The organism is Haloarcula japonica DSM 6131 (assembly GCF_000336635.1).
GTDB lineage: Archaea > Halobacteriota > Halobacteria > Halobacteriales > Haloarculaceae > Haloarcula > Haloarcula japonica.
On sequence record NZ_AOLY01000037.1, the window covers coordinates 442,871 to 460,020 of the forward strand.

21 protein-coding genes and 2 tRNA genes are annotated in these 17,150 nt (G+C 62.0%); 18 read left to right on the top strand and 5 right to left on the bottom strand.

Annotation, left to right across the window (positions count from 1 at the left end; genetic code table 11):
- The first annotated feature begins 47 nt into the window (after window positions 1-47).
- Window positions 48-173 carry a hypothetical protein gene (locus C444_RS22980; RefSeq protein ID WP_004593476.1) on the top strand — a complete coding sequence of 42 codons (126 nt, stop codon included), beginning with the start codon at window positions 48-50 and terminating at the stop codon, window positions 171-173.
- Window positions 174-181: 8 nt separating this feature from the next.
- On the opposite strand, the gene C444_RS13440 is transcribed toward C444_RS22980, so the two are convergent.
- Window positions 182-883: an SOS response-associated peptidase gene (locus tag C444_RS13440; RefSeq protein ID WP_004593477.1), complete on the bottom strand. Its 702-nt coding sequence runs from the start codon at window positions 881-883 to the stop codon at window positions 182-184.
- A 34-nt stretch (window positions 884-917) separates the two neighbouring features.
- Window positions 918-2,567: a thiamine pyrophosphate-binding protein gene (locus C444_RS13445; RefSeq protein ID WP_049909488.1), complete on the bottom strand. Its 1,650-nt coding sequence runs from the start codon at window positions 2,565-2,567 to the stop codon at window positions 918-920.
- A gap of 164 nt (window positions 2,568-2,731) precedes the next feature.
- Between C444_RS13445 and C444_RS13450 the strand changes: the two genes are divergently transcribed.
- Window positions 2,732-3,118: a hypothetical protein gene (locus C444_RS13450; protein WP_004593479.1), complete on the top strand. Its 387-nt coding sequence runs from the start codon at window positions 2,732-2,734 to the stop codon at window positions 3,116-3,118.
- A 60-nt stretch (window positions 3,119-3,178) separates the two neighbouring features.
- On the top strand, window positions 3,179-4,408 hold the full coding sequence (locus tag C444_RS13455) for an ornithine cyclodeaminase, nickel-pincer nucleotide-dependent (RefSeq protein ID WP_004593480.1): 1,230 nt from the start codon (window positions 3,179-3,181) through the stop codon (window positions 4,406-4,408).
- 168 nt (window positions 4,409-4,576) lie between these two features.
- On the opposite strand, the gene C444_RS13460 is transcribed toward C444_RS13455, so the two are convergent.
- Both C444_RS13460 and C444_RS13465 read right to left on the bottom strand, forming a co-directional pair.
- A complete protein-coding gene (locus C444_RS13460) occupies window positions 4,577-5,443 on the bottom strand; it encodes a ZIP family metal transporter (RefSeq protein WP_049909490.1) in 867 nt (288 codons plus the stop codon).
- A 45-nt stretch (window positions 5,444-5,488) separates the two neighbouring features.
- Window positions 5,489-6,196, bottom strand: a complete 708-nt coding sequence (locus C444_RS13465; protein ID WP_193363354.1) for an SDR family NAD(P)-dependent oxidoreductase — start codon at window positions 6,194-6,196, stop codon at window positions 5,489-5,491.
- A gap of 97 nt (window positions 6,197-6,293) precedes the next feature.
- Here C444_RS13465 and aroA point away from each other — a divergent pair, with 97 nt between their 5' ends.
- From aroA to C444_RS13480, 3 genes are all read left to right on the top strand, one after another.
- Window positions 6,294-7,583, top strand: a complete 1,290-nt coding sequence (gene aroA, locus C444_RS13470) for a 3-phosphoshikimate 1-carboxyvinyltransferase (RefSeq protein WP_004593483.1) — start codon at window positions 6,294-6,296, stop codon at window positions 7,581-7,583.
- 96 nt (window positions 7,584-7,679) lie between these two features.
- Window positions 7,680-8,927, top strand: coding sequence for a chorismate synthase (aroC, locus tag C444_RS13475; RefSeq protein WP_004593484.1), 1,248 nt, complete (start codon window positions 7,680-7,682; stop codon window positions 8,925-8,927).
- Between the two features lies 1 nt (window position 8,928).
- Window positions 8,929-9,555 (top strand): uracil-DNA glycosylase, encoded by a 627-nt coding sequence (locus C444_RS13480; protein WP_004593485.1) that lies wholly within the window; start codon window positions 8,929-8,931, stop codon window positions 9,553-9,555.
- Here C444_RS13480 and C444_RS13485 read toward each other — a convergent pair whose 3' ends face one another.
- Entirely contained in the window at window positions 9,556-10,098 is a 543-nt protein-coding gene (locus C444_RS13485) for a hypothetical protein (protein WP_004593486.1), read from the bottom strand. It abuts the gene before it with no gap.
- Between the two features lie 100 nt (window positions 10,099-10,198).
- On the opposite strand from C444_RS13485, the gene C444_RS13490 reads away from it, so the two are divergent.
- The 12 genes from C444_RS13490 (at window position 10,199) to msrB (ending at window position 17,143) form a co-directional block, all read left to right on the top strand.
- Window positions 10,199-10,951 carry a hypothetical protein gene (locus C444_RS13490; RefSeq protein ID WP_004593487.1) on the top strand — a complete coding sequence of 251 codons (753 nt, stop codon included), beginning with the start codon at window positions 10,199-10,201 and terminating at the stop codon, window positions 10,949-10,951.
- Between the two features lie 26 nt (window positions 10,952-10,977).
- Window positions 10,978-11,061 (top strand) — tRNA-Ser (locus tag C444_RS13495).
- Between the two features lie 216 nt (window positions 11,062-11,277).
- On the top strand, window positions 11,278-11,553 hold the full coding sequence (locus C444_RS23125) for a DUF3892 domain-containing protein (protein ID WP_080509711.1): 276 nt from the start codon (window positions 11,278-11,280) through the stop codon (window positions 11,551-11,553).
- Window positions 11,554-11,568: 15 nt separating this feature from the next.
- Window positions 11,569-12,042, top strand: a complete 474-nt coding sequence (locus tag C444_RS13500) for a hypothetical protein (protein ID WP_004593488.1) — start codon at window positions 11,569-11,571, stop codon at window positions 12,040-12,042.
- 353 nt (window positions 12,043-12,395) lie between these two features.
- Window positions 12,396-13,778, top strand: a complete 1,383-nt coding sequence (locus C444_RS13505; RefSeq protein WP_004593489.1) for a PGF-pre-PGF domain-containing protein — start codon at window positions 12,396-12,398, stop codon at window positions 13,776-13,778.
- A gap of 45 nt (window positions 13,779-13,823) precedes the next feature.
- Window positions 13,824-14,123, top strand: a complete 300-nt coding sequence (locus tag C444_RS13510; RefSeq protein ID WP_004593490.1) for a DUF5785 family protein — start codon at window positions 13,824-13,826, stop codon at window positions 14,121-14,123.
- 55 nt (window positions 14,124-14,178) lie between these two features.
- Complete coding sequence (locus C444_RS13515; protein ID WP_004593491.1) at window positions 14,179-14,517, top strand: DUF7344 domain-containing protein; 339 nt, start codon at window positions 14,179-14,181, stop codon at window positions 14,515-14,517.
- Between the two features lie 108 nt (window positions 14,518-14,625).
- On the top strand, window positions 14,626-15,399 hold the full coding sequence (locus tag C444_RS13520; protein WP_049909494.1) for a GTP cyclohydrolase III: 774 nt from the start codon (window positions 14,626-14,628) through the stop codon (window positions 15,397-15,399).
- A gap of 67 nt (window positions 15,400-15,466) precedes the next feature.
- Window positions 15,467-16,042 (top strand): CBS domain-containing protein, encoded by a 576-nt coding sequence (locus C444_RS13525; protein WP_004593493.1) that lies wholly within the window; start codon window positions 15,467-15,469, stop codon window positions 16,040-16,042.
- A gap of 87 nt (window positions 16,043-16,129) precedes the next feature.
- Window positions 16,130-16,597 carry a GNAT family N-acetyltransferase gene (locus C444_RS13530; protein WP_004593494.1) on the top strand — a complete coding sequence of 156 codons (468 nt, stop codon included), beginning with the start codon at window positions 16,130-16,132 and terminating at the stop codon, window positions 16,595-16,597.
- 32 nt (window positions 16,598-16,629) lie between these two features.
- A tRNA-Thr gene (locus C444_RS13535) sits at window positions 16,630-16,703 on the top strand.
- A gap of 35 nt (window positions 16,704-16,738) precedes the next feature.
- Window positions 16,739-17,143, top strand: coding sequence for a peptide-methionine (R)-S-oxide reductase MsrB (gene msrB, locus C444_RS13540; protein ID WP_004593495.1), 405 nt, complete (start codon window positions 16,739-16,741; stop codon window positions 17,141-17,143).
- The last annotated feature ends 7 nt before the right edge of the window (window positions 17,144-17,150 follow it).

The window sequence follows — 17,150 nt, forward strand, 5'->3', positions numbered from 1 at the left end:
TCCGAGTCTCCGGAAGCTTATGTCGTCCCCATCCAATGTGTCCAGTAATGCCCGAGATAACCGTCTCTGAAGGCCTGTACCGACAGCTATCCGTTTCCGAAAACCAGGTCGACGAAGAGACGCTCTGGAAAATGCTACACCAGTTCAAGCGCCAGAACACGCCGAGCGAGTAACGCCGTCGCTACCCGACCGGTTCGATGAGTTCCGGTGAGTCATTAACAGGACTGTTGACTGCTGACGAAACCGGATAGGTCCGCATGGGTCCCTCGTACGGGTCAAGCAGTGTAGCCATGTCGTCAGTGCTGCCGCGCAGCCATGTCGACTCCTCTGACGGGTCAAGGATGACGGCCATCCGGTGATGGAGGTCGGCGACGGCCTCGTTCGGCTCGGTCGTCACAATCGTGAACGACTCGACGATATCGTCTTCGCCGCCCGAATCGCCGCCGCTCGCACCGAACTCACCTAGCCCGGTCTGGCGCTGTGGCGGCTCCCACCGCTCGTACAGCCCCGCCATCGCGAACAGGTCGTCGTCCGGCAGCGCCACGCGGTACGGTTGCTTGCCGTCGCTCGTCTCGACCCACTCGTAGAACCCGTCAGCGGGGACCAGACAGCGCCGGGACTCGTAGGCCTCGGCGAACGAACGTTTCTCCGCCAGCGTCTCGGCGCGGGCGTTGATGTGCCCGTGGGCCGTTCTGCTGTCCGCCCAGGTCGGAATCAGTCCCCACTCCATCCGCTGGATTGTCCCGGGCGACTCGCTTGTGATGACCGGCAGGTCCTGACTCGGAGCGGCGTTGTATCGGGACTCGTAGTCGAAGGCAAACTCGGCGTCGAACCGCGTCTCAATTTCCTCTCGAGGGGAGAACAGACTGTAGCGGCCACACATGGCCTGTTTTTGTCGCTCCTGCTGGATAAACCCACTACTCGCGCATCCACTCGCTTGCCTGTGGCTCCGTCGGGTCGGTCCTGACCTCGACGAGCGTCGGCGCGTCCGTCTGAACCGCTTCGCGAACCGCCGTGCGGATTTCGGACGGCGCGTTGGCTTGCATCGCTTCCATCCCCATTCCGGCAGCGACAGTCTCGAAATCAATCGGCGTCTTGTCCCATCCGTACGCCTGCTGGCCGAGGTCGTAGCTGCGCCCGGCCTCCTCGCTGATAATCGCGTAATCGTCGTTGTTGAGCACGACGACGGTGATCGGGAGGTCCTCAGCGACCACGGTATGGATCTCGTGAACGCACATCATGAGGCCGCCATCACCGGTCAGCGCAACGACCGGCGTGTCCGGGTTCGCTAGCTGTGCCCCAATCGCCGACGGCAGTCCCGTTCCCATGGTCGCCCACGATCCGGGGTTGACGTAGCTGCGTGGCCCGTGCGCCTCAAACGTGTTTAGCGCCCAGACGCGGAACCCTCCGGCATCGGCGGCCGTGATGGCGTCCGAAGGGAGTGCGTCTCGAAGGATTTGTAGCACATGGACTGAGGTGAGCGGTGGTTCCGAGTCCACGAGCGGTTCGATTCGACGCGCAGTGGCAGCACGGACAGCCTGTGCGCGCTCGGCACCTTTCGTCTTCGAGCTGGGTGCGGTGTCGGCCGCCGTGATTTTGTTCTCAATCGCTGCCATCGCGTCCGCGGCGTCTGCGAGGATGCCGACGGTCGGGTCGTAGCCCGTGCCGAGGTCGTCGGCGTCGATGGTGACGTGAACGAGCGTTTCAGGCAGTTCGACGGACCACCCGCGTGTCCCGTGTGCGTCGAGGTCAGAGCCGACGGCGAGCGCGGCATCGGCGTTGGCGAGACAGTCCAGCAGCTCCGGGCTCGCGCTGCCGGCCAACACGCCGGCACTGAGGTCGTGATCCTCGGGGAACACGCCCTTGCCCTTGTACGTCGTTACGACGGGCGCATCAAGTCGTTCGGCGAGGCGTCGGAGCGCCGCCGACCCACCCGACGCTCGTACACCGCCGCCGGCCAGGATAACCGGCCGCTCGGCCGCGAGCAGGTGCTCGGCGGCTGTCGAAATGTCTTGCTCCGGGACGGTGCTGGGTGACGGAGCCGACGGTGTACTTGCACCGGCGAGCGGGACATCCATTTGCAGGTAGTTCTTTGGGATTCCGACCCTAACTGGCCCCTTCGGAGGTGTTTGAGCGACCTGTACCGCTCGGTCGATTGTTGCCGCTGTCGTTTCGGGGTTTTTCAGTAGTATGTTCTCTTTGACGACGTTGTCGTAGGTGTCCGGTGGGGTTTCGTGAATCGCATCACCGCCCCGGAGTGCCGGCTCGGTTTCGATAGCGAAATGCACCAGCGGCGTGCAGTCGTTCAGCGCGTTTTTCAGGCCGTTCATCGCGTTCATATCGCCCGGACCGGGGACGACAACAGTGCTTGCCATCTCCCCGCTCGTTTCTGCATAGCCCCAGGCCTGATGTGAGACCGCAGTTTCGTGTCGTGCCACGACGAAGCGGATATCGTCCCGATTGCCGATGGCTTCGTTCAGCGGGAGGGACTGCTTTCCGGGGACTCCGAAGACGGTATCGATGCCGTTCGCGACGAGACGGTCTACCACCGCCAGACTAACGCGCATACTGATTCCTCACTCGTAAGTTAATTCATTCTCATGACTTTAGTTCTCTACCGGCCATGCTAGACCCTAACCGCGTCAGGCCGCCACAGCCACAAGAAGGCACATGCTACCGAGCCCTGCGTGGCCCGCGAATTTAAATCCGAAAGCGCCCAACTACGTGACAGATGACCACGGACCCCTCGTTCAGCATCCCCGCACACCCACAGCGGCGCTTTCCCCACGGAAGCGGGGTCGAATACGAGGGCGGGACGGAGTTCCGACTCATCCCGGAACAGGAGCAGGCGACGCCGGACCTCGCCGAGACAGTCGTCGACATCCTTGCGTCTGGGCCGTACCGCTACGGTGATTTCCACGACCTGCCGATGCCGCTGTGGCTGGTCCGCGACGAAGAGACCACCGACGTGTTCCGCGTCGCGGTCCGCGACGGAACGGTCCGCTTGCACGTCCTGCCGACCACTGAGTCCGACGGGCTACAGCGCTTCTTCGAGCGCCTGCGTGAGACCAGCGGGGGAGAGTCGTGGGCGGTGCAGCGACACGTCGACGGGCAGTAGCGGGCCGCCGAATCGTACGGACCCAAAACCGTCTTACACACCTGCCTCCATGTCTTGGCCATGACCGTCTCTCGCGAAGTCGAGCTAGAGGGCCACATCATCGACTCCGGGATGATGCAGTCCTGTTTCGGCATCATCATGGACCTGGGCGGCTCCTTCTCCGTTCAGGAGTTCGATATCGGCCGCCACAAAGACGAGGAGTCCTACGCCCGGATGCTCGTCGAGGCCGACGACGAGGACCAACTGCAGTCGATTGTCCACGAACTCCACCAGCACGGCGTCAACCCCTCGGACCCGAAAGACGCCACGCTCGTCCCTGCGCCCGACGACCAGGTCGTCCCACACGGCTTCTACTCGACGACGAACCACCCGACGTACATACGACACGACGGCGAGTGGATCGAGGTCGAGGACGTGGAGATGGACTGTGCTGTGGTCGTCGAAGACGGCGACCGACCGCGGGCCTACACCAAAGTCCTCAACGCCATCGAGGAGGGCGATCTGGTCGTCACCGACGAGACCGGCATCAAGGTCCAGCCCCCGGAGCGACCCCGAGACTCCGGCGGCGCGTTCGGCTTCATGCAGGGCGGCGTCTCCTCGGAACGCCCCTCGGAGTCGACCATCCGAAAGATCGCGAACGCAATCGAAGAAACGAAGAAGGAAGGCGGAAAGGTGATGGCGGTCTGTGGGCCGGCGCTTATCCACTCCGGCGCGCGCGAGGACCTCGCTCGCCTCGTGCGAGAGGGCTATGTTGATATGCTCTCGGCCGGCAACGGCTTCGCAGTCCACGACATCGAGCGGGACATCTACGGCACGTCGCTCGGGATGGATACCGAGAGCCTTGACCATCCACGTCACGGCCACAAACACCACATCTACACCATCAGCGAGGTCATCCGCGAGGGCGGCATCGAGGAAGCCGTCGAATCCGGGACCATCGAGTCCGGCGTGATGTACGAGTGTATCGACAACGACCGGCCGTTCGTCCTCGCTGGCTCTATCCGCGATGATGGACCGCTGCCTGACACTATCACCGACGCTGTCGAGGCCCAGAACGCCATCCGAGAGCAGGCTCACGAAGCCGACATGGTCCTGATGCTCTCGACCCTGCTGCACTCGGTCGCGGTCGGGAACTGCCTCCCGTCGACGACACGGGTCGTCTGCGTCGACATCAACCCCGCGACGGTGACCCAACTGCTCGACCGCGGCTCCGCACAGGCAGTCGGGATGGTCACCGACATCGGCACCTTTGTTCCGATTCTGGCCGAGCAGTTGCTCAGTGAGGAATAGGACGATCACGAGCGGCGCGAGTGGTCGCTTTTCGCCCACGTTTTTACCGAGCGGTGTGCGACCACAGGGAGTACACCCGAAGGTCAAAAGGTGGATTGTGGACCTTTGTTCCGATTCTGGCCGAGCAGTTGCTCAGTGCGGAATAGAACGCGCACGAGCGGAACGAGATTAGATCGCAACCCACGCCAGCACAATGACAGCAGCCCCGACCACTGTCGACGCGACGGCGTGCGTTCGGAGTTCATCGAGCAGGTCGTGAGAGTGGTCATGGAGTTCACAGACCTCGTCGATTTCGCTGCCGGCTTCGCAGTTCGGTAGGAAGTCCATCGCGACGTGGAGGAAGATGCCGGCGGCGAATCCGAAGATAACTGCGTTGAGAAACGCGGACTCCGGAACTGGAAGCAGCGCTGACGGGATTGCTGTCAGACCAACACCGGCCGCGGGGAGCAACAGCGCTGAGGCGGACTTGTCGTTGCGTCCGAGCCGCCGGGCGGCGGCATAGCCGGCCGGCCCTTTGTGCGAAACGATGGCGAGGCCGAGCAGGATACCCAGTTCCGGCATCGAAGCATAGACCAGCCCGATGACCAGTCCGGCCGAGAGCGCGTGAGCGGCGATGGCGAGTGTTGTTATGTCGAAGGAAGTCTCGATGTGGGTCAGCCGGTGGCCGATAGTGTGGGTGCCGTAGCCGGTGACCAGGCCAGCGGCGATGCCGACGCCGCCGATTCGCGCTGCGCCGGCCTGACCACCCAGTCCCATCGCCTGCGGGACGAGGAACATGGCCGCCGACGTGACCATCGCCCCGCTCGCGAGGCCGTAGCCCCAGACCAGTCGGTAAGGGTTCGTCTCGTCGGCCCGTGCACCGAGCCACGCGCCGAGTCCCATCGCCACGAACGCGACCCAGGAGATAACGAGGACCTTACTCGCCCCACCGGTGGCTGCGACGCCGGACAGGATCACCAGGCCGACGACACTCGCGATACCGGCAGTTGATACCCGGCCACTATTATTAAAAACCGAAGTTGAGTTAATAGACATTACCTATAATCACTGGTCTGTTACTAATAAACCCATCGGTGGCGGTCACCGCGTCGTTGACCGATAGTCTCCCCAGTCGAGGACGCCGCCGTCCAATGCTGACGGGTCAGCATCCCGGAGCGCCCAGAGAACCATTTCGGCGACGGATTCCGGGTCGCGTCCCCCGTCACCGGAGAGGTCCGTCGCGACCTGTCCGGGGTCGACTGCGCCCACCGGCGTATCGAGATCGACCGCAAACCCGCGAGCAACAGCCTCCGCGGCGGCCTTCGAGACAGCGTACGAGCCGTAGCCGGGCATTCCCTCGCGGGCGACGACGCCCGTCGGAACGACGATGCGGGCGTCCGGGCCGAGGTGTGGGACGGCTTCGCGGATCGTCGAGAACACGCCGCGGGCATTTGTCCGGAGGTGGTCGTCGAAGGCGGCGTAAGACTCCTCGGTAAGCGGTGTCTCGCCGGCGGTGCCGTGGTAGACGCCGGCGTTGGCGACGACGTACCGTATCGCACCGTTCCCCTCCCGCGTGGCAGTTTCGACCAGTCGTTCTACGTCGTACTCGTCGCGCACGTCAGCGCGAATCGCAGTCACGGAGCCCCCCGCGTCCCGGATATCGGCCTCGACACGCTCAAGCGCCTCGGCGTCGCGGGCACAGATGACCGTATGTGCGCCCGCCTCGGCCACTGCGTGGGCTATCTGCTCACCGATGCCTCTGCTCGCGCCCGTGACGACAGCGGTCGCACCGTCCATCCCTGGAACCATAGCGGAGGTACCGCTGCCAGCCACAAGGTCGTTGCTCCCACCGTCGATGGGGTGAGAGAGCGGTAGCCTCTTGTCGAACGCCCGCTACCGACCGGGCATGGACATCACGATTACCGAATCGACGGTCGAGGGAACGGCGCAAGCGCCGCCATCGAAGAGCTACACGCACCGGGCGGTGCTGGCCGCGGGATACGCCGACGGTGCAGTCGTCCACGACCCGCTCGTGAGTGCGGACACGAAGGCCACGATGCGAGCGGTCGAGGCTTACGGCGGCAGCGTCTCGCTGGCAGCGGACGAATCGACGGTCGAGGTCACGGGCTTCGACGGCCGGCCGGGCACGCCGGACGACGTTATCAGCTGTGCCAACAGCGGGACGACAATGCGACTGGTCACTGCGACAGCCGCGCTCCAGGACGACCTCACAGTGTTGACCGGCGACGGGTCCCTCCGGTCGCGCCCGCAGGGGCCGCTGCTCGACGCCGTCGAACAACTGGACGGCGACGCCGAGTCGACCCGCCGGAACGGCCAGGCTCCGCTCGTGGTCGGCGGCGGCATCGACGGCGGTGCGGTCGAAATCCCAGGCGACGTGTCCTCGCAGTACATCACCGCACTGCTGATGGCCGGGGCTGTCTCGTCGGACGGCATCGACATAGACCTGACGACAGAACTGAAGTCGTCGCCGTATGTCGACATCACACTGGAAGTGCTGGACGACTTCGGTGTCGACGCCGAGAAGACCGACGCTGGGTTCACCGTCGAGGGCGGCCAGTCCTACGCGCCCGGCGGTGGCGACTACAACGTCCCCGGGGACTTCTCGTCGATGAGCTACCTGCTCGCGGCGGGTGCACTCGCCGCCGAGGACGGCCTGCGCGTCACGTCGGCGTTCCCAAGTGCCCAGGGCGACGCCGCCATCGTCGACATCCTCGACCGGATGGGCGCTGATCTCGACTGGGACAGGGAAAACGGCGAAATCACCGTCTCGCAGTCCGAACTGACTGGCATCGAGGTCGGGGTCGAGGACACGCCCGACCTCCTGCCGACCATCGCGACGCTGGGGGCCGCCGCCGACGGCGTCACGCGGATCACCGACGCCGAGCACGTCCGGTACAAGGAGACCGACCGCGTGAGCGCGATGGCCGAGGAGCTGACGAAGATGGGCGCTGAAGTCGAGGAGAAACAGGACGAGCTCATCGTCTACGGCGAAGACAGCGATCTCGTCGGCACGACCGTCGAGGGCCGCGCGGATCACCGCATCATCATGTCGCTGGCCGTCGCGGGCCTCGTCGCCGACGGCGAGACGACCGTCGCCGGCGCGGAACACGTCGACGTGTCCTTCCCGGACTTCTTCGACGTCCTCGATTCGCTCGGGGCGGCCGTCAAGCGGTAGGACGGCGGGCACACCGACGCTATCGCCGTCAGTAGCCGGGATCGGTATCAGTCACATCTACAAGGTTCAAATGCCCCCGCCCCCGACACCACTGTAATGAACGGCAACGAGTTCGGTCGTCTGTTCCGCATGACGACCTACGGCGAGTCCCACGGGGAGGCGATGGGCTGTACCGTCTCCGGCGTTCCGGCGGGCGTGGAACTCTCGGAAGAAGAGATACAGAAAGACCTCGACCGGCGCAAGCCCGGCCAGTCGATGATCACCACTTCCCGGGGCGAACCGGACAAGGTGACGATCAACTCGGGGATTCAGGACGGCTACACCACCGGGACACCCATCGGGATGGTCATCCAGAACAAGGACGCCCGCTCGGGCAAGTACGAGCCGTTCATCACGGCTCCGCGACCGTCCCACGGGGACTACACCTACTCCGCGAAGTTCGGGACGCGGAACTGGGGCGGCGGCGGCCGCTCCTCCGCTCGCGAGACCGTCAACTGGGTCGCCGCCGGCGGCGTCGCTAAGCAGGTCCTCGAACAGTCCGACTACGACGTCCGGATCAAGGCCCACGTCTGCCAGATCGGCGACGTCGAGTCGGGCCCGGTCACCTTCGAGGACATGCTCGAACACAGCGAGGAAAACGAGGTCCGCTGTGCCGACCCCGAGGCCGCCGAGGAGATGCGCGACCTGGCCGACAAGCACCAGAAGGAGGGTGACTCCATCGGCGGCGCGATCTATTTCGAGTGTCGGGGCGTCCCCTCCGGTCTCGGCGCGCCGCGGTTCGATAGCTTCCCGTCCCGCCTGGGCCAGGCGATGTACTCCATCCCGGCGGTCAACGACTTCGAGTACGGCATCGGTCGCGAAGCTCGGACGACCAAGGGCAGCGAGTACACCGAGAACTGGGAGTTCGACGACAGCGAGGCGACAGCCTCGGAGAGCGCGAGCGGCGACGAGCCGCGAGCGACGGGCCACCCCACGCCCGTCGGCAACGACCACGGCGGCATCCAGGGCGGCATCACGACCGGCCAGCCCATCTACGGCGAGGTCTCCTGGCACGCGCCCGTCTCGATTCCCAAGACCCAGAAGACGGTCGACTGGGAGACGCGTGAGGAGAAGGAGATCACCGTCACCGGCCGGCACGACCCGGTGCTGCCGCCGAGAGCCGTCCCGGTCGTGGAGGCCATGCTCGCCTGTACCGTCCTCGACTTCATGCTGCTGAGCGGCCGAATCAACCCCGACCGACTCGACGACCGGCCGGGCGAGTACGACACCGACTACCACCCGTCCAGTCCACAGAACGACCCCGAGGACGCGGACACCCACGCAAAGACCGTCGACGAGGAGTAAGATGGACGCCGAACAGGAGTCCAAGTCGAACCCGTTCGGGATGGACGAAGAGTGCCAGAACTGCCCGGCACTGTGTGAGACGCGCGAGAACGTCGTCCACGGCTACGGCGACGTGGGCGCTGAGTTCATCGTCCTCGGCGACTCGCCAGCAGCTGGCGCTGACGAGTCCGGAATCCCATTCATCGGCGAGCAGGAGCGTGAACTGCTCGACATCCTCGCCGCGGTCGACATGTGCTCGGACCCGGACGCCGACAGACCGCAGTTACAGAACACCTTCCTGACCTACGTCACTCGCTGCCGCCATCCAGACAGGGATGCGACTGACGAGGAAATCGTCAACTGCGAACCGTATCTCAACAGCGAGATACGGATGATAAACCCCGAAATCCTGCTGCCGGTCGGGCAGCGCCCCCTCGAAGAGTTAGCCTTCGAGTACACGACGATGAGCGAGGACGAACTCGATATCGAGGACCGGCATGCGACGACGATCCGCGGCCGCGGATTCGAGATCCTCCCGATGATTCCGCCGAGCGAACAGACTGACGAGGAACGGACGGCGTTTCTAGAACACTTCAGTGAAACGCTTGGCCAAGACTACCGGCAGACGAAGGGCCGACGCGGACGATAGTCAGGTATCAGACTGGACTTCGGTCTCAGTGGTCTGGAGCAACTCGTCCGGGCTCGACACTGTCCCGTACTCTGTTGCTGCCTGTAACCGGTTTTCGGCATCGTGGCGGTACTGGCTCGCCTGTGTCGATTCACCCTGTTCGCTGGCGTAGGTCATACCGCTGAGCCACTCGGCAGCCTGCCAGAAACAAGTCGCTTTCTTGCGCGCTCGTTCCGACAACTCGGTCAGCGCATTATCGTCCGCTTCACGAACAGCCGTCGTGAACTCCTCGACGCTTTCCTCGAAGTCCGATGCGGCACTGTCGAACCCACCGCGAGCGAGCGCCATCTCCTCGTCCTCGACGGTTGCCAATGCGTCGGATAGCTGGCGGCGTGCCTCACGATACCGTATGTAGCCGACATGGTACGCCCGCTGTGCTGCTGCGGTCCCGGACAGCGTGGCTTCGCGTTCGCAGTCACGACACACGATCTTCGGTTGCGAGTCACCAAGAACACGGTACTCCGACCCACATCCGTCACATCTGTAGGTCTGGGATTGCTCCATATAGTTTCTCTTAGTTATCAAATACTGCTCACATCTTATAATTGTTCTGTCGCTGCACCGGAACACAAGCGACTAATCACAGTCGGGCCGAGAAGTCAGTATGACTACGGTAACTGTGCTGGCTGATCCGCCAGTCGAAGGGTTCGTGTTGCAGGATCTGGCGGGCGGCATCGTAGACGACGCCGAGGCCGCCGAGCTATACGAAGCCATGCTGCTCGACGTCTGTCGGGCGGTGGAGATCAGCGGTGCCGAGCTGTTGGTGAACTACCGCCCATCGGAGCAGGTCCCGGATGGTGTCGACCCCGAAACCGCGGTTCGGGAGCCAGTGACAGCGGCCCTCGAATCACCGGGCAACGCCCGATTCGAGGTACAGGTCGGTTCGACGTTCGCCGGTCGGGTCGGGAACACTGTCACACACCTCCTCGACCGGGAAGACGTCGCAACCGTTGCCGCCGTCGAGCCGACAGCGACACTGTTGAACCGCCAACTCATCGACAGCGCGGCGATGAAACTCCGCTCCAGCGGCGTGGTTCTCGGCCCCGCTGCGGGCGGCCGGGTCTACTACGCTGGCTTCGGTGAGCCGATAGATTTCGAGGACAGCTACACCACCCCGTCGGTCGAAACCATCGGCGAGCGTGCCGCAGATGCTGGTCTCGATGTGGACTTCCTCCCCTCAGCGCCCGTCCTCGAAACGCAATCTGACCTCGAAACGATGGTTCCGCTGCTACGCGCCCGGAATCGGGCTGGTCGGGTCGTACCGCAACGGACGATGGCGTTTCTCGATGACCTCGGAATCCGTGTTGTCGACGACAACGGCGAACCGACCGTGGTCCGAGAGACCGACAGGTCTTAGAAGGCCCACCGAATATGCTTGCCTGCGGTGGGATGGCAGAGCGGCCTATTGCGCCTGCCTTGAAAGCAGGTATCCTCACGGATTCCTGGGTTCAAATCCCAGTCCCACCGTGTTACTCCGAGCGAATACGCGAGGAGCTATCGGTACGTACTGGCGGTTTTTGGTGGTTCGCCGCTCTATCCCCGTAGCGTTCACACCCACGTAATCTAGATTCATTGTGATAAATCCTAGGTACGATAGCCTCGGGGCTAATCTGGCCTGTCTTGACCGACCACTTTCACCGTGGTTTGCGGACCTTTACACTCCCTTGCAAGAGATGCCTTCACATGGCATTGATTGTTCGATGCGTAAACGTAGATACCAACCCGCAAGACTGCCGAGACATTGAAACAATTGGCTTCGACGCTGAAGAGGGAAGGATTGCTACCCGAACACCCGCCCAAGTATATGACCTTATAGAAAAAGAGGGGTATAACGTAGTGGTAGAGCATAACGGAGAACGAACAGACGTTAATGCTGTGAAGCGGGGTACGACAAAGTATGTTCGCAGTGAGCCAAACGACACAAAGAACGATAATCTTCTAAAACAGGATAGTTGCTAATCTGGATAGGTCTCTATGAATGAGCCAGATTGGGCTAAGATTCTGAAATGTCTTCATAACAATAATGGAGAGATTCGTCGGACCGCATTATCCGACGAACTTAGCAAAGAGGAAGTGACACCCGAAATCCAAGAGGAGGCATTATATGATGGTTTGCGTGAAAATGTTGAGTTGCTAAACAAGGAAACGCAAGAAATTGCAGAAATGCGGGAGCATCTTCAAAATACAGGCCTTGTGTCCTATGATAATAATAAAGAATATGCCGCTCTCCAACTAACCACAGACGGGTTTGAGGTAGCCCACGAGCGTGAACTGTCAAGACGAGATAACCGCATCAACCAGTCACTCGTGTTTTTCACCTTTGTCCTCGTCCTCGCTCAAATTGTGGATGTAATTCCCGCTGATGATTGGGTGAAGGTGTTGTCGGCATTCATCATATTGGTGGGGATGTTGGCCGTGACAATTTATACCGATATCCTTTCCATATAATCTGAAACAACGAGTTACAAGTCTCGCCCTCAAATCCACCCCCTCCCCAGTGGAGTGTGGGACCCGTTCGCTCAGTAGTTTCGACGGGGGAGGTAGGTGTTCCACTGAGTTTGGGAGTCTGTTTGTAGAGTGCACAACCTGTGATGAGGAACCGGCGAGCCGCGGCCGACGCAACGACGTGCGTTCGGCCGTCATGCTCTGGTTTGAACACGACCCACACGACAGTCGGCCCAGTTCAGGAACGCACAGAAGAGGGAAGTACAGAATTTACCGCTTTCTGACTTGTAGGAACAGTATACTGGATTCAGGCAATCAGGCGGTTTTATGTCGGTGGTCCGGGTTATATCCATGTAATGGTACGTGAAGATAGGTCCCCAAGACAGCACCTTCCGAGCCTCCTAATCGTCTGTGTCGTCTCCCTCCTCCTCGCAGCCACGGCAGCGGGCCCCGCTGTTGCTGAACCGAGTCTGTTCGTCTCCGGCGCGTCGAAAGACACGAATACGATACTTGCCGGTGACTCAGTGAACGTCACCGCGACAGTCCAGAACACCGGCAGCTCGGGCGGTGCAATGAGCATTGAGTACGTAGTAAACGGTACAACGAGAGCGACCGAACGGGTAGTCGTCGACGCCAGCTCCTCAGTTGAGCGAACGCGGGCGCTGAAGTTCGATACCCCCGGAACGTACAGGATTAAGGTCCAGAGCCCGGGGAATTCAGCCGGGCGAGTCAAGGTCAAACCGGCAATAGTCGAGACCACGCGTACGGACTCGACTATGCGGGAGCTCAAGATACGCGGTGGGATGGTCCCGACGAACGAACCCTACGTGATGAACGTCTCAGGGCCAACGGATCGCTCGTTTACGCTCCAGTCCTGGACGGTCAACGCGTCACAGGAGGCGTTCACGCAGGACGTAACGGAGTACACCGATCCCAGTGCGGCAGACATCTCGGTGCCATCCGGTGACGACGCGTCGGTGTTCGGTGTGGTGACTGTCGGGTCGTCGGACGGCGTCGAGCCGTCGTCGATGCAGTTCGCGCTGGACCGTTCAACACTCCAGTCAGCCGGGATAGCCGCACAGGACGTCCGCGTGTATCATCGCGTCAACGGATCCTGGAAAGCCGCCGAAACGACCGTCGCTGCGGAGCAGCCCGACCAGATCATTTACGAGGCGGATACCGCAGGGGCAACGGCCTACGCTATTGGGAAACTCGAGCCGTCGTTCTCCGTCACACGAACGTCGGTCGTCAACGAACAGGCGACAGATGGACATCGTGTCACCGTCAGGGGGACTGTCGAAAACGCCGGCAGTTCTCCAGGCACGTATGACGCGCAGATGCTGGTCGACGGTGAAGTCGTCAACCAGACATCGGTGACTGTGCCGGCGGACACCGAACAGACGGTGACACTGTCGACGGTCATGACGACGCCGGGGACGTTCCAGATCGGCTTCAATGACGTCAACGCCGGCGAGGTTCAGGTAACCGAGAGCCAGGTCCAGACCGGCGAAGACGGCGGTGCCGAGCCAGAGACGGAACCGACGGGGACGGAACCAGCGGTCCAGACCGAACCCGCGGTTGACGGTGACGGCGGACTCGGACCGCTCCCAGCCACAGTCATGGGCATCAGTACGGTACTGGTCATCGGCGGACTTCTCGGTGCGTTGCTGCTGTTCGGCGTCGTCATCGCGCTCCTCCGGCGGGGTGGCAGCCGGAACGACAGCGGCTTCGAACTGTAGGCGGGGAGAGAAACCCTTTTTGTGCCAGTGTCCAGAGAGTCGCGTATGGATTGGCCACACGATCCGGACGGTGAGGAGGGAAGCGAGGGCCGGCGCAAGTACGGCCACGCTGTGCTGGCGAAGAAAGTCGACGAAGACGAGGACTTCCCACTGACTGCCGAGGAGTACGTCGAACAGTACGGGGACCACCCGGTTCGGATCGACTACGAGACGGTCGTCAGCGTGGCAGACATCTTCGAATACGTCGACCAGGAGGAGTTCGAGGACTTCCCGGACTTCCACAAATCTCTCGGGCGCGCGCTGCGCGAGGCAGACTGGTGGCCGTACAGACTCGAACAGGCCTGATTGTGTAGTGTGTGGGCACGACACATACTTGTGGGAGGCCGGTGTAGCGTCGCGTATGGCGACGACATCTTCAAGCGGCGACCGCACCGAGCAGGGACTCCCCGAGGAGGTTGTTGCTGACCTGTTGTCGGACGACACTCGCCGTCGCGCGCTCTCGATACTGGCAGACCGGGGTGAACCAGTGGTCGTAGCAGACCTCGCGGCGGCGGTTCTGGCGGCCCAGCGTGACATCGAGCCAGCGGCAGTCCCTGACAGTGCCAGGGACGAACTCACCGAGGAACTGTTCACCGAACACCTCCCGAAACTGACGGCAACGGATGTCGTCGCGTACGATTCGATGGTCGGGACTGTCGAGATCCAGCGACGTGATGCAGTACCGACTGACCTCCGTTGAATCGGCTCGTATCTCCGGCATCCGATACCGGTCGGACTGTCCTTCAGTCCACTCTGCCGGTTAATTTCGACAGAGCAATACCCGTTGCTTCGAAACGAACGATGGACAGTGACCAACACCCAGATCACCCATATCCAGATTGATAACTACGGGCCGTGGACTGTGACGCCTGAGCCCCGCCGTGAAGTCGACTTGCAGACGCTCCAATCCCGGTTGTACGCTGACCTCGCACAGTTGTTCGGGAACCGCGACGGCTACATCTTCTTCTCGCGGTTCGACAACATGATCGCCGTGACGAACGGACTGGACGAGGCCGCACACGCGCTCATTCAGGAGTCCGTCGGCAATCGCTACCCGGTGACGATGAGCCTCTCTGTCGCGACGGGAACGACACCCGTCTCGGCGCTGGGAACGGCGACGGAACAACTTCAGGAGGCCGGGAGTGCGCAGGACAAGGGTCGACGAGAAGTGCTACGCGGACAGACCATCGACGAGCAGTTCCGGAAAGAGACGGACGTGCAGTTGGCCCACTTCGACGTCGACGATGCCACGGAGAAGTACACCGACCAGCTCAACGAGTTCGACACGTTCATCCAGATCGAGCAGGGCTACGCGTCGCTCATGAAGTACATGCGTGAGGCCCACGATTCGCTGTCGTTTTTCGTCGGCGGCGATAACGTCATCGCAGTCTGCCCGGACCTGGACGAAGCGGACTACCACGACGCAATCAACCACGTCCGCGAAGAAGTCGACGTGGAGCTGAAAGTCGGTGTCGGACGCGGACGGACGGCAGCTACGGCCGGGATGGACGCCAAGCACGCATTAGAGACCTGTCGGGCGACTGGCGAGGCCGTCACCATCGAAACCGGGACAACTGAGTAATTTGTGAGTCAGGCGATATAAACGTAGTGGAGGTATCTTTTAGACCAGCCATGTGGTAATCATACGCATGAACGGTGAGGTCACTGTGCGGGAGGTTATGAACAGAGAGTACGTCGGCGCAAGCGAGTCCGACGACCTCCTCGAAACGACGGAGTTGCTGATCCGAGAGGAGCAGCATCCGATTCTCGTGTTACGGGGGAACGAACCGATCGGTGTTGCGACGGATAGGGACGTGCTGGCGTACATCGTCGACGGCGGCGACCCGGAGACTGCCACCGTCGGCGACGTGATGCGTGAGTCCATTCCGACAATCGAACCCGATGCTGGGCTCCCGGCGGCCCGGGACCGAATGGCGACACGGTCCGCCGAGTTTCTCTTGGTCACGGCTGACGGAGAGCCCCTCGGAACGCTGACCGAACACGACATCCTCTCGACTGCGAGATTAGAGAGCGAGTCGACGAAGGTCGCCGAGCAACCCTCGACGGTTGCGACGACCGGGCAGGAAGCCACCACCGACGGGATGCAGTCCGCCGCCGAGGATTCGTTCGATAATCAGGGCATCTGTTCCGCCTGTAGCACGTTCACACGAGATTTGGCGTCGTTCAACGGGCAGCTCCTCTGTGCGGACTGTCGGGACGTGTGACCGCCTCTCTCGTGTCGCTGGTCGGGCAGCGACGCGGACACAGCGGGGTAGCCGAACTGTTTTGACCGTACGACACTGAGTACCACCGTGGAAATCGCCACTGCCTCGATGGATGACGTGGACACCATCGTCGACCTGTGGGTCCGACTGGCGGAGAGCCAGCGCACCCACGGGTCACATCTGTTCGGAGACCGGAACCGAACCGCGGTCCGAGAGACAGTCGTACAGCGTGTCGTCGCCGAAAACGTCCGTATCGCCTATATAGACCAACACGTCGTCGGGTTCGTCATGGTGACTATCGACAGCGGCCGATACGAACAAGACGAGACGCGGGGCATCATCGAGAACATTTTCGTGGAACCGGTCCACAGGAGTCAGGGGATCGGCAGCGAACTGCTCGACACGGCGGAGGAACTACTCCGCCATGCCGGTGCGGATATCCTCGCGCTGGAAGCGATGGCGGACAACGAATCCGCCCGACAGTTCTACCGAGCACACGGCTACGCACCACACCGGATCGAGCTCGAAAAGCCGACCGAAAACGATACTCTCTAAACGGTCCCCACACAACGCAGGTATGCAACCGCGCCAGGGGAGCTTGGGTGGTCCAAGCACTCGACTTGTAATCGAGAGTTCGTGGGTTCAAATCCCACCCCTGGCTTTACGCTTTTACCGCTGGAGGGCGTACGGCAGAGCATGAGTGAATCCGAAGAAGAACTCCCGGACAACGACGAAGAGTGGCGCGAAATTCTCTCCGACGAGGAGTACCGGATCCTCCGCGAGTCTGGAACAGAGCCGCGGTTCAGCAGCGACCTTATCGACGTAGAAGACGAGGGCGTGTTCACCTGTGCCGGCTGTGGGACAGAACTATTCGATAGCGACAGGAAGTTCGAATCGGAAACCGGCTGGCCGAGCTTCTGGGACGTGTATCAGGAAGGTAATGTCGAAACACGGGCGGACAACAGCCACGGGATGGAGCGAACGGAAGTCGTCTGTGCCGAGTGTGGCGGTCATCTTGGCCATGTGTTCGACGACGGACCGGAGCCGAGCGGGAAGCGGTACTGCATCAACGGCGCGGCGCTCGACTTCGAGTCGGAGTAGCGACCAC